The organism is Amycolatopsis vancoresmycina, assembly GCF_000716785.1.
In the GTDB taxonomy this organism is placed as follows: Bacteria; Actinomycetota; Actinomycetes; order Mycobacteriales; family Pseudonocardiaceae; genus Amycolatopsis; species Amycolatopsis vancoresmycina.
In genome coordinates this window covers 491,075-503,495 of record NZ_JNYY01000001.1, presented here as the reverse complement: position 1 = coordinate 503,495, position 12,421 = coordinate 491,075, and the positions used below count along the sequence as shown (strand labels likewise).

Genomic DNA, 12,421 nt, shown 5'->3' with positions numbered 1-12,421 from the left:
TCAGCCCTCCTTCACGAAGAACCAGCTCTCGAAGACGTCCCCGCCCGCGCCGGTACCGGACGTCCACGGCCCGATCCCGGACGGCGGCCGCGCGCAGCCCCCGCCGGGGGTGGTGTCCTCGGCCCCGATCAGCGGCACGCGCCCGCCGACGTTCGTCCCGTCGACCGGGCGGCAGCAGCGGTCGAGCAGGAACGCGGCCCGGACGGTGATCACCACCTGGTCGCCGTCCTGCAGCGTCTCCCGGGTGGTCTGCCGGTAGCGGAACTCCCGGGTGAACTCGCCGGCGGCGGCGTCCGGCGCGGCGAACTTCCCGCCCATGTACCAGGTGTCGGCGTTGCGGCCGGCGCCGCCTTCGATCACCTGGACCTGCACGACCCCCGGCTGCAGCGAGTCGACGCGGACGTCGTCGGAGAACCGCACGACCAGCCCGGCCGCCTCGTCCTGGGTGCCGAGCAGCTTCTTCGCCTCGTCGACGCCGTAGGTGTGGCCGTGGATCCAGTTCACGCCGGTGATGACCGTGGGCACGTGCCTGCCGAACGGGCGCCGGATGTCCTGCCGGATCCGCTCCGGGCGCACCGGCTCGCCGAAGTCCACCTCGGTGATCTCGGCCAGCCACAGCGTCCGGTGCGCGCACGGCTGGCAGCAGGTGTCGCAGCGGTCGTCCACCGGGGGCTCGCACCCGGTCACGCGCACGGCGAAACACTCCTCGATCCGGGTGAACTCGCAGTCCGGCGTGTCGGCGCAGCCGTCGTCGAACACCGCGCGGCTCGGCTCGACCGGCCGCTCCGCGTACCGGACACCCACCCAGACCGTGGTCTTGTCGCGCTCCTCCGGCGGCAGCGCCTTCCAGAGGTCGACCGTGCAGCTGCCGCGGACGACGACCTCGTTGCCCTCGCAGTCCACCGCCAGCCCCGGGGTGATCCGCACCTTCGCGCGGTGCCTGTGCGCCACCTCGGACCCGGCCTCGGCGGCCGCGTGCTCGTCGTCGTGCGCCGGCTCCACGTGCAGCCCGCACACCACGCCGTAGCCGAGCAGGCAGCGCAGGCGCAGCTTCAGCTTCTCGCGGAAGTAGTCCTGCTCCTGCTGGAAGTCCCGCGCGCTGAGCAGCTCGCCGTGGAAGTACCGCAGCCGGCGCAGCGGCGGGGCGTCGAACCCCGTGGTTACCTGTGTTTCCGTCATCTCCCCTGCCTTCTCAGGACATCTGTGTGTGCACGCCGACGGCGGAAACCACCCCGACGACCACTCCGTCGCGCGGGCCGCGCGGACCCGGCCGCAGCACCCCGCCCCGGTTCAGCCGGACCCGGCCCAGCACCGCCCGCGGCGGCGGCACGAACGCGGTGTCCACCCCGATCCGGGACCGCGTGCCGACCACGAACCCGCGCCGCCCGGTCCGCACCGAACCGGCCGTGTGCGCGGGCGCCTGGCGGGCGGCGAGCCGCCGGACCGCGTCCTCGTCGGCCGTGCCCGTGGGCAGCAGCAGGCGGTACCGGTGGGCGTGCGCGGTCAGCGGATCGTCGCCGGGGTCCCCGAACGCCCGCAGCGGCGCCGCACCGAGGGCCGAGGCCCCGATCCGGAACCGCGCCGAGGACCGCCCGGCCAGCCGGACCGAGCCGAGACTGCTCCCGCCGACCCGGGCCCAGTTCCGCTCGGCAGGCAGCTCGTCGAGCACCGGCGCCACCCCGGTCACGATCTCGACCGCCCGCCCGACCGCCCACGGCGTACCGCGCCGCCGGTACAGCTCGGGCGCCTCGGCCAGCAGCGCCCGCCGCGTCGGCGCGTCCCAGCCCGCCTCGAACGACAGCCCCAGCAGCCCGGCCAGCCACGGCAGCACGCGATCCGGCACCCCGGCCGGGTCCAGCAGCGCCGGATACCGCTCGACGACCTCGTCCAGCTCGGCCAGCGTGGCGTCGAACAGGGACAGGAAACGCTCGGTGAAGTCGTCGGCCACCGGGTCCTGCCGGAACGCCGGCGGCAGCAGATCCGCGCTGGTCGAGCGCGGGAAGTCGAGCCGGACCCGGCGCACGACCGGGGTCGCGGTGCCGTCGCCGGACAGCCGCAGCCGCAGCGTCAGGTGCCGGCCGGGCGGCTGGTCGACGAGGAAGTCGGTGGTGCCCGCCGGTGCGCTCTGCCAGTCGGTGCCGGTGTAGTGGCCGTCCTCGGACACGACGAGCCGGACGGCCACCGCGGTCCCGGCCGGCACCTCCGCCTCGACGCGCACCCGGTGCCAGCGGCACCGCGAAATCCCGCTGTCGACCAGGCCCGTGGTCAGCGTTCCGGCCGTGACGAACGGGCCGCCGGGCACCGGGCGGGCGGGCTGCGGTTCGCCGTGCCAGTCGTAACAGGAGGTCACGCCGCCGTCGCAGTCCTGCTCCCGCAGGCAGAACCCGTCGTCATCGGCCGCGACGAGCGTGCTCGGCGGCACCCGGCGCAATTCGTCCATTGTGGACGTCTGAAACGGACCGCGGTGGTCGCGGCGGTGGATGGTCAGGTCGCCGGTCAGCAGCCACAGCGTGCCGCCCGGGCCGGCCCGCAGGCCGATGACCTCACCCTCGACACCGGTGCGCAGGACACCGCGCGGACGGCCGTCCGAGGTGAACCGCCACAGGTCGCCCCGGCCTTCGCGGACGACGAGGACCTCGTCGCCGGGCACCAGCGCGGCCAGCCGGGCACCGGGCACCCGGATCACCCCGGCGAGCTGCTCCCCCTCCCGCCGCCAGACCAGCACCCGGCCGGAGTCCACGACGGCGACGCGGTGCCCGCGCGCCGCCACCGAAACCGGCGCGTGCAGGCGGTCCTCGAGGTCGAACGTCCCCGCGCAGCCGTCACGGCGCAGCAGGTCGCGGTCGACGAGGTACCACCCACCGGGCCGACACCCGGGCGCCAGCCGGGGATCCGGGAACCACGGCAGCAGCTGTGCACGCGTCGGACCGCCGGGCGACGCACCGGCGTTCGCCAGGCACAGCCCCGCCGGATCGGTGAGCCCGACGACACCGTCGACACCCTCCTCGTCCCACCCGGTGTAGGCGTCGAGCAGCCGGAACGTCGCCGGCGCGGGACCGCAGCTCACGACCGGCCTCCCTCGGCCGGAACCAGCACCGGCCGCCCGGGCCGGACCAGGGCGTTCGCCGGGATCGCGGCGTCGGCGCACGGCGGCAGCCGCAGCCCGTCGACCGTCAGCGAAAGCTGCGAAACCGCCAGCACCCCGTCGACCGCCAGCAGCCGGCGGACCAGCGGCGTCTGCCGGACGGCACTACCGAACGGCCAGCCGGCGCCCGTTTCGCCGCCGCCCACCGGGTCGAGGTACGCCGTCACCGCGTCACCCGCCCGCGTCAGCACCGCGGCCCGGTCCTGCCCGGGATCGAGCGAAACCTGCGCCTCGACGACCACCTCGGCGAATGAAGCCGGCGCGGCCACCACCGTCACCCCGGCCGGCGCCACCTCGCGTGCGAGGAAGTCCGACACCGCCCGCAGCGTCGCCTCGGTGGGTGTGGTCCCGCCGGGTGACACCACCAGCACCCCCACCACCCCCGGAATCGGACGGCCGGGAAACCCCGGGTGCAGACCGGGCACCCCCTGCGCCCGCGCCACCGACGCCCCCGGCGCACGCAGCGCCAGCAAGCCGTAGTCGGCCGGGGCCACCGCCCGGCCCCGCGCCCGGAGTTCGCCCGCGCCACGGCGGACGGCATCGTTATCCTGCTCCGCGTCCGTGCCACCCGAAGCCGGGAACGGATTCGTGACACCGGTGACGAACGGCAGCGCCGTGACCACACCCGTCACCGCCCCGGCCCGCACGGCACCGGCCTGACCGCCACCGACCCGGTAACTCACCGCACGGACGTTGCGGAACCCCGGCGGCACCGCAGCACCCGTGCTGCCGTCGCCGAAGAAGACCTCACCCGACTCGTGGTCCACCACGAACACCCGGTCGTCCGCACCGAACCCGGCCAGGCTCTCCACCTCCTGCCACCGCGTGCCCACCCCGCGGGTCGTGCCGAAGACGTCCCCGCCGGGATCGTCGTCCACCTCGATGACCACCGTCCCCGCGAGGATCGGCACCTGACTGAGCTTCATCCGCCGCCGCGACCCGGCCGGATCGCGCACCGGCTGCAACGGCTCGTTCCGGATCGTCCGCGCGGCCGTCGCGGCCACCGTGTTCAGCCGCAGCCCCGACAACAGCACCGCACCGGCCGCCTCCGCCTGCACACGCAACCACCGCAGCTGCGGGCCCGGCCGGAACCCGGGCGGGCTGCCCGGCGCCCACGTACGCGGGACGCGCAGCTCCACCGTCCCACTCGACAGAAGACCGCCGGTACCGTCCCGGACCAGCTCGGCCGGCACGAACCGGCCACCGTCCAAGACGTCCCAGCGCACCACCGGCACCGGCGGCACCACACCGGACACCGCCGGGGCCGCCGGACCCGGATCGACCACGAACCCCAGCGACAGCGCCGGATACGGACTCGCGGCACCGGCAAGCCCGAGCCACAGGCCGTTGCCCGGCTCCGGCACCCGACCGAACGGCGCGAACACCCGCCCCGGCCCCGACGGACCCAACGGCAACTGCGCCAGCGTCCCGGCCTCCTCGACCGCGATCGCCCCCAGCGTCGCCGGAGTCGCGTAAAGGTCCTCCTCGGTCTCGAACACCACCCGGCCGGCCGCGGCCGCCTGCGTCCCGGCGGGAACCAGCACGGACGCCCCGTCAGGCGGCCGGACCGTGAACTCCAGCAACGCCGTCGCCGCACTCGCCGGCCGCCGCCGGACACCGGCCGTCGCCAGCTCCTCGGCCAAGATCTTCGCCGGCAACCGGTTGACCCGGTCCAGGACCGGCTCCGCCTGCGTGCCGAACAACCGCACCAGCGCCACCCCGGCGTCCTGCCGATCGGGATTCGTCCAGTCCGGCGTGTACCCGGCGATCCGGCCACGCACCCCCGCCCGCACCGCCTCGCGCGTCGCATCGACGAGCTCCGGCTCCCCGTCACGCAGCCGCGCCTCGCCCGCCGCACCACGCTCCCACCAGACCGCGCTCACACCAATCCCTCCCCCGGCTCGGCCACGGCCACCACCCGGGTCCGCACCGACCGCAGCACCGGCAACTCCCCCGGCCGCAGCGGCACCTCACGGCAGTCCTCCACCGGCTCGGCCCCGTCCAGGCCGATCGCGACCCCGGCAACGTCGGCAAGATCCCCCAGCGCCATCCGGGCGGCCCGGACCAGCGCCGACGGCCGCAGCGCACCACCGAACGGCCAGCCGGTCCCGTCCACCCCATCGACCAGAAAGCCACGCAACGCCGAAGTGACCACAGCCGACACCCGGGCACGATCGGCGGGCAGCCCCGAAAGGTCCACCCGAAGCCCCACATCCCGGTACCGCGGCCCCCGGACGAACACCTCCGCCGTCAGCAACCGCGCCCCCGCCAACCGGCCCGCGACCGCACACACCATCGCCGGATCCGGCTGCGGCGCCACCACATCATCCGGCACCGACGGAACGATGTGGACGGTCACCGCACCCGGCACCCGCGAACACGGATACCCGGGATGCGCACCCAGCGCCGCATACGCCCGCGCCACCGCAACACCCGGCGTCGTCCGGGCCAGCGTCACGAAATCAGCCGCCGTCACCGCCCGCGTCACCTCACCGAGCGACCCCGCCGCACGCTCACGAGCCTCCGCAACGGTCTCCGGATCACTGCCCTCCGCAGCCTGCACCACGTTGGCCGCCGTCACCTCGGACTCGCTGACCCAATTGGCCGTGACACCACCGTTCCCGGCCCGGCCACCACCGACCGAGTACGCCACCCGCACGTCACCACCCGGCCGCGGAATGCGCCCGGTCAGACCATCACCGAACACACACGCCCCCTCGCTCCGCGACACCACGAACGTCCGATCGGCCGACGCCCCGAACGTGAAGTCCGGCACCGGCGTCCACTCGTCACCGGCGATCCGCACAACGGCATCGAGCAACCGGTCCGCGGCATCCGGCAGCACCAGCCGCTGGCCAGGCAGCTTCAGCCACGCTCCCGTCTGGCCGGCGAGATCCGCCGTCCGGCGTTCGAGCTGACGCGCGGCGGAAACGTTGACCGCAACCTGCACCAACCGCGGCGGCGCCGCAAAAGCCGCAGCCTCCGTCGACACCAGCAACCCACGCTCACCCGACGTCCACCCCGCCGGCAACCGCAACCGCACCACACCGGACCGGCGGAACCCACCCGTCCCGTCGACGACCTCGGCACACGGCCGCGCGTCACCGCCCTCCCGGAACACCGACCACCTCAGCTCCGCCGGCGCCCCGACTGCCACCGCACGCGACGACCACGACGGCGCCACCGGACTGTCCACTTCGAACAACAACGACAACCAGCCCGGCGCGGGATACTCACCGGTCAGCGGCAACGCGAACCGCACCGACGCCGCACCACCGTCACCGGAAAACAGCGGAACACCACGCCCCGCCACCAGATCCGCCGTCCGATCGCGATCGGTCACCACACCCACGACCCCGTCCACCGGGAACACCGCCACGTCGTCGTCCAACGTGAACCGCAACACCCCCGCCGGATCACGCCAGAACGCCGTCCCCGCCGGCACCACCAGCCCGGGCCGCCCCGCCGCCCCCAGCCGCAGCACCGTCACCGCCGGCCGCGCGGGCCGCGGCGGCTCCAGGCCCAGCAACCGCAGGATCGCCACCACCAGCGCATCCGGCACCTGATCGAGCCAGAACAACCGCTGCTCCAGCAAATACGCGAACAACTCCAGCAACGTCACCCCGGGATCGGCGGGCGCGTGCAACGTCCAGCGCCCGTCCGACTCCGCCGGGATCCGGCGGCGGATCGCGGCCATCAGATCGGCCCAGGTCAGATCGTCCAGCTTCGGCGCGGGCAACGTCACGACGACCCCCCGGCCAGACCCAGGTAGAACGGGAACACCAGATTCGCCTTCGTGTTGCTGTGCCGGACCCGATAGGTCACCGACACCGTCACCCGCGACTCGGCCGCCTCCGCCCGGACCTCGTCGAGCTCGACCCGCGGCTCGAAGTCCCGGATCGCCCCGGCCACCGAATCCTCCAGATCCCGCAGGCTCTGCACACTGCCCGGCGCGAACACCGACTCCTGCACACGTGTCCCGAAGTCCGGCCGCATCACCCGCTCACCCACGTTGGTCAGCAACAGCGCACGCAGGCACGCGTCGATGCTCTGCTCGCCCTCGGCGTACCCGAGCCGCCCGGCCTCGTCCGGCACCAGCGGGAACGGCCACCCGGTGCCCAGGAAGTCCTCGCTCACGACGTGCTCGCCTTCTTCGACAGGACGCCCGGGGTCAGCGGCGTCGGCGGGCCGGTGGGCCCGGCGGCCGTCGGGTGGGTGTGCGTGTTGAACGCCTGCAGCAACGCGTTCCCCAGCACCAGCGGCTCGGCACTCCCGCCGAGCTCGATCCGCGGCGAGTCGATGGTCACCTGCGGCGCCGACAGCGTCACCGAGCCGGACGCCGACACCGTGACGCTCCCGCCCTCGGCGGCGGTGATCCGGACGGCGTTGCCCGCGTCGTCCAGCTCCAGCACGTGCCCCGCGGCCGACTTCACCCGCACCGCGGCCTTGCCGGCGGTGTCGTCGAAGAGTATTTCGTGCCCGTGGCGAGTGCGGATGAGTTTCTGATCGCGACCATCGGTCCGCGATGTCGGCGGGGTGTCTACGCCGTTATACAGTCCACCGAGGACGATCGGGAAGCGCATGTCGCCGTGGACGAACGCGACGAGGACCTCGTCGCCTTTCTCGGGTACGAACACCGAGCCGTAGCCGTGGCCGGCGTACAGCTGGCTGACGCGGCACCAGTCGGTGACCGTGGTGTCGTCGAACCACGGGAAGCGGACCTTCACGCGGCCTTCGTCGTCGCCCTCGTTCTCCTCGACGATCGCTTCGACGACGCCGTAGAAGCGGCGGTCGGTCGTCCGGGCACGCGGGGCCGTCCTGGTCGTCATCACGCGTCTCCCTGGTGGATGCGCCGGGCGGTGAACTGGGTGAAGAAGCCGTTGGAGTCGAGGGTGTGCTCGACCCGTTTGACGAAGTAGGAGCCGGAGAACCGGCGGCCCAGGCCGTACACCTCGAGGTTGTCGCCGGGCTGCAGTTCCGGTAGCCCGGCGACGCGGCCGGTGGCGGTGATGAACTCGTACGCGCGCTCGCGCAGCAGGCTGATCGCCAGCTCGCGGGCCTCCTCGTCGCTGGTGACGGGGGCGTCGACCAGGACGTCCTGGCGGCCGCCGAGGGTGCTGTCGGCGGCCTGGGGCCCGCTCTGGCCGTCCGCGCCGTTCTGGCCGGCCGGCAGGTTCTCCGCGGTCGCGGTGAACGCGATCGGCTGCTTCGTGCGGGGGTCCCAGCCGCGCACGGTCAGCTTGCCGACCTGTTTGGACACCGTCAGGGTCGGCGTGAAGTCCAGCAGGTTCGGGACGAGGCCCGCGGGCAGGTCGGCGGGCCCGGTCGTCAGGCCGGGTGCGTAGGCCAGGCGGAAGACGTTGATCGCGCCGCCGTCGCGGCCGTCGGTCGGCTTGACGAAGTAGAGTGTTTCCTCGCCGGTTTCCGGGTCGGGCAGGATGTAGCAGTCGAAGTCGAGCCGTTTCGCGCGTTCCATCAGGAAGCTGGCGTCGTCCTGGTTCTTCTGGACGACGATGTCGTGCGTCGGGCCCTCCTGCGTCACCACGATCCGCAGGTGGTTGCGTGCGGCGATCTGTTCGGCGATCTGCCAGTCGGGCAGGTTCCGGTAGATCTTGACCTCGTTTTCGGCCGGCTTGCGGTCCTTGAGCCGCATCATCCCGTCGACGCCGCTGACCGCGACCGTCGGCGAGCTGCTGTCGGAGAACTTCGGGGCGAGGGTGCTGATCGTGCCGGTCGCGACGGTCAGCAGCCGGTCCGCGTAGCCGAGGCGGACCGCGACCCGGCCGCCGAGCCGGAACTGCGCGGAATCGCTGTGCTTGAACTTCAGGTTCGCGTCGTCCCAGTTGTTCAGCGTCAGGTCGAAGCCGGACATCTCGTCGAGGTCGCGGTGCACCTTGACGTCGATGATGTCGTTCTTGGTCGTCGGGTCGAGCTGCAGTCCTTCGATGTCGACGTCGAACTCGGGCGCGTACCGGTCCGGCGAGGCGACTTCGGGTGTGGTCACCGTGTCCTCCTCACGTCAGCCGGGGCACGGTCAGCACCCGGCCCGGCCGCAGGTCGCGCGGATCGGTGATGCCGTTGGCGCGCGCGAGTTCCCGCCACAGGTCCGGACGGCGGTAGACGGCGTTCGCGATGCTCGGCAGGGTGTCCCCGCGCCGCACGACGTAGCTCTTCTCGACCGTCGGGGACGACCGCGGTGACTCCGCCACCTGCACCGCGGCCGGCCGGAACTCCTTGAGGGAGAGGTCCAGCTGGGCGCGCAGCGGCACGCCGTCGGGCCGGAACAGCTGGTAGGCGACGTCGAGCTTTTCCAGCACCCCGGTGAACACCGACTCGTCCCAGACGAACCGGACCACCGGCGGCGCGTGCTCGCGCGAATCCGGCCGCAGCAGGTTCCGCACCGCGTCGACGTAGACCGTGCGGACGTTCTCCAGGGTGTCCGACGTGTCGACCAGCGCCTGCACGGTGAGGGTCTCCGAGCCGCCGCGGACGTACTGCAGCGGCGGGGTCTCCAGCCCGGGGATGGTGATCTCGGCGAAGGTGTTGGCCTTGCTGAGCTTGTAGTCGGTCGGGTTGAACCGCAGCGGGATCCGCCGCGCGCGCTCGTCGGCGATCACCGGCCGGACGATCTCCAGCCGGGCCTGCGCCGCGCCGGTGCGCGCGAAGGACACGGGCGTGGTGCTCACCGGTCCTCCCCGTCGCCGAGCCGGCGTTCGCTTTCGGCGTGCTTCGCGCGGGCGCACTCGTCCTCGTACAGCCGGGACCACGCCTGGATGTGCCGGTTGAACAGCCTGGTGAACACCGCGCCGTCGTCGCCCTCGACGTGCAGCCGGACCTCGAGGTTGTGGATGATCACGTTCGCCACGTCAGCTCCCCAGCACCTTCGTCAGACCTTCGTGCGCGATTTCCAGCGACTCGATCGCCACCGCGTTCTGCTCGGCGTGCAGGTCCGGGCCGCTCCACTTCGACGCGAGGCCGCCGTGGAAGGCCCACGCCGCGCCGGGCGTGCCGTCCGGGCCGAGCAGGATCACCGCGCCGTCGCGCCGCGCGCCCAGCGAGTCCGCCAGCCCGGCCTGGTACCACGCCCACAGCCCCGGCTCGCGGACGACGCCGCGCTTGAGCGTGATCGGGTTCCACTTGTGCCGCAGCGGCAGCTGGTGGGTGGTGTCGTTGCGGCCGCCCTCGGCGTAGCTGGTGACTTCCAGCTGGGCGCCGAGCCCGGTGATCTCCTGGAACGCCCCGGCCGCGACCAGCGGCAGCAGCACCGCCTGCGCGGGCGGCAGGTAGGCGTCGCCGGGGTCGAGGGTGACCACGAACCGGTACTTGGGCAGGGGCTCGGCGGACGTCACGCCTCGATCACCTCCAGGCTGCGGTCCTGGCCGAGCACGAGGCGCAGCCGGACGAACTCCATCGGGACGGCGGGCGCGACGCCGATCTCGCACACGACCCGGCCGGGGTCCTGCCCCGGCGGGTTGACCGTGTCGTCGCAGACCACCTGGAACGCCTGCTCGGGCCGGGCGCCGGCGAGCGCGCCGGACCGGAAGGCCGCCAGCAGCACCGACGTCAGCGACCGCACCAGGGTCAGCCGCAGCTCGGCCGAGTCGACGTCGAACACGAGCGGGGTGGCGACCCGGCGGATCGCGCGGACCAGCAGGTGCAGCAGCCGCCGGTGGGCGACGTACCGGCGGTCCGGGGCGAGGGTCCGCCCGCCCCAGACCACCAGCCCGCGGCCGCGGGTGCAGCGCAGGAGGTCGACGCCGGCGGCGAAGAGCCGGACCTGTTGCGGCTCCGGGTAGTCCGTGGCCAGGTCGACCGCGTCGAGGATGACGGCGTTGGCCGGGGTGTGGTGCGCGCCGCGCTCGGCGTCGAGCCGCGCGACGACGCCCAGCACGTGCCCCGACGCCGGGACCGTCCGGCCGGTGGCCGCACGCAGGGGCGGGTGGTACACGGCCGCGTTGGCCAGCAGCACCGGGTCGTCGGCCAGACCGTCCACCCAGGACAGCACTTCGTCCACAGGGGACACTCCGGGCGGGACGTCCAGCACGACCAGTCGGTCCAGCGACGCCGCCGCGGCGGCCAGCAGGTCCCGGACGGTGTCGGTGTGCGCGCCGCCGCCGAGGTCGGTGCCGAGGTCCGGCAACGCCACCAGGGCCGGCTCCGGCAGGTCGGCCTGCGCGGCGACGGCGGCGGCGTACTCGGCCCGGCCGGGTGCGACGTCGGTGCCGCCGTCGAGCGCGAGGTCCCACGACATCGAGAGCGGCCCGGGCCCGCCGGCCGGCTCCGGGCCGTCCGGCACCAGCGTGACCAGGCGGGACGCACCGACCCGGGCGATCACCTCCGCGGGCGGCCCGGTGAACGTCTCGGGCGGCTCGCCGGGGACGTCGGCCCGCACGGTCACCGTCGGCGGCCCGGCGACCGTGCTGGCCTGGAACCGGATCCGCACCCGGCCGCCGTTGGCCCAGGTGCCCGGGCTCGTCGCGGTGACCCGGTACTGCTCGTGCGCGAAGCCCGCGATGTCCCCGACCGTCCACAGTGCACTCGCCGGGACACCCGGCCCGGCCACGCGCAGCACCCAGGCCGTCCGGCCGCCGTTCTCGAAGAAGCCACGCAGGGCGTCCGGCGTCGCGCTGCCGGCGCCGGGCGCGCCGAACGCGGCCGCGACGTCGTTCCGGCTCTCCACGCGGACCGGGGTGAGGACCGGCCCGCGGCGGGTCCGGCCGGCGAAGACCGCCACGTCGGTGCGCAGCGGTTCCTCGTCCGGCTCGCGGCCGGCGAACGTCAGTGACACGCCCGGCAGGGCTTCGGCAGTCATGATTACGCGTCGATCTCCAGCTTTTCCACGGCCAGCACGAGGGTTTCCATCGCGATCTCGTTCTTGGTCGCGCTCAGCGTCGGCCCGGTGTACTTGGTCGGCCAGCCGCGGTCGAAGTTCCACCGCATGGCCTCCTGCCGGTTCTCGTCCAGCAGGATGATCGTGCCGGAGGTGCGGCGGACCTTGCCGTTGAGCGCCTCCACCACCCAGTTCCAGAACCCGACGTGCCCGGTGATCCCGCGCTTGAGCGTGATGTTGGTGAACTTCTTCAGCCCGGGGATCTTGCGCACGGTGGTGTCCTCGGCGCCGGTGCGGTACTCGATCGGCGGGATCTCCAGCTCCAGCCCGCTCGCCTCGGTGAAGGACCCGCTCACCGCCACCCCGTCGTCGCTGACGTTGGTGACGATCACCTGGAAGTTGTAGGACGCGTAGGGATCGTCCCTGGTCACGGGCGGCATGACCGC

Annotated in this window: 12 protein-coding genes; all 12 read right to left on the bottom strand. The window is 73.5% G+C overall.

All coding sequences use genetic code 11. The annotated features are described in order from the left end of the window. The 12 genes from OO60_RS02245 to OO60_RS02190 are packed head-to-tail and all read right to left on the bottom strand — an operon-like array spanning position 1 to position 12,415. A complete protein-coding gene (locus OO60_RS02245) occupies positions 1-1,179 on the bottom strand; it encodes a hypothetical protein (protein ID WP_004560710.1) in 1,179 nt (392 codons plus the stop codon). A gap of 13 nt (positions 1,180-1,192) precedes the next feature. Next, a complete protein-coding gene (locus OO60_RS02240; RefSeq protein ID WP_033260696.1) occupies positions 1,193-3,067 on the bottom strand; it encodes a phage tail protein in 1,875 nt (624 codons plus the stop codon). Then, positions 3,064-5,028, bottom strand: a complete 1,965-nt coding sequence (locus OO60_RS02235; RefSeq protein ID WP_033260695.1) for a putative baseplate assembly protein — start codon at positions 5,026-5,028, stop codon at positions 3,064-3,066. Before OO60_RS02235 ends, OO60_RS02240 begins: the two co-directional genes overlap by 4 nt. Beyond that, positions 5,025-6,890 carry a baseplate J/gp47 family protein gene (locus tag OO60_RS48135; protein WP_004562217.1) on the bottom strand — a complete coding sequence of 622 codons (1,866 nt, stop codon included), beginning with the start codon at positions 6,888-6,890 and terminating at the stop codon, positions 5,025-5,027. Before OO60_RS48135 ends, OO60_RS02235 begins: the two co-directional genes overlap by 4 nt. Beyond that, a complete protein-coding gene (locus OO60_RS02225; RefSeq protein WP_004562218.1) occupies positions 6,887-7,282 on the bottom strand; it encodes a GPW/gp25 family protein in 396 nt (131 codons plus the stop codon). Before OO60_RS02225 ends, OO60_RS48135 begins: the two co-directional genes overlap by 4 nt. Beyond that, positions 7,279-7,974 carry a phage baseplate assembly protein V gene (locus tag OO60_RS02220; RefSeq protein WP_004562219.1) on the bottom strand — a complete coding sequence of 232 codons (696 nt, stop codon included), beginning with the start codon at positions 7,972-7,974 and terminating at the stop codon, positions 7,279-7,281. Before OO60_RS02220 ends, OO60_RS02225 begins: the two co-directional genes overlap by 4 nt. Continuing rightward, on the bottom strand, positions 7,974-9,149 hold the full coding sequence (locus OO60_RS02215; protein ID WP_004562220.1) for a phage late control D family protein: 1,176 nt from the start codon (positions 9,147-9,149) through the stop codon (positions 7,974-7,976). The genes OO60_RS02220 and OO60_RS02215 overlap by 1 nt, the downstream gene beginning before the upstream one ends. A 10-nt stretch (positions 9,150-9,159) precedes the next feature. Next, a complete protein-coding gene (locus OO60_RS02210; RefSeq protein WP_004562221.1) occupies positions 9,160-9,831 on the bottom strand; it encodes a CIS tube protein in 672 nt (223 codons plus the stop codon). Next, positions 9,828-10,010, bottom strand: a complete 183-nt coding sequence (locus tag OO60_RS02205) for a putative phage tail protein (protein WP_004562222.1) — start codon at positions 10,008-10,010, stop codon at positions 9,828-9,830. The genes OO60_RS02210 and OO60_RS02205 overlap by 4 nt, the downstream gene beginning before the upstream one ends. Before the next feature lies 1 nt (position 10,011). Further along, positions 10,012-10,494 (bottom strand): phage tail protein, encoded by a 483-nt coding sequence (locus tag OO60_RS02200; protein ID WP_004562223.1) that lies wholly within the window; start codon positions 10,492-10,494, stop codon positions 10,012-10,014. Beyond that, positions 10,491-11,957, bottom strand: a complete 1,467-nt coding sequence (locus OO60_RS02195) for a phage tail sheath subtilisin-like domain-containing protein (RefSeq protein WP_033260694.1) — start codon at positions 11,955-11,957, stop codon at positions 10,491-10,493. The genes OO60_RS02200 and OO60_RS02195 overlap by 4 nt, the downstream gene beginning before the upstream one ends. A 2-nt stretch (positions 11,958-11,959) precedes the next feature. Further along, positions 11,960-12,415 carry a phage tail protein gene (locus OO60_RS02190; RefSeq protein ID WP_004561206.1) on the bottom strand — a complete coding sequence of 152 codons (456 nt, stop codon included), beginning with the start codon at positions 12,413-12,415 and terminating at the stop codon, positions 11,960-11,962. Between the last annotated feature and the right edge of the window lie 6 nt (positions 12,416-12,421).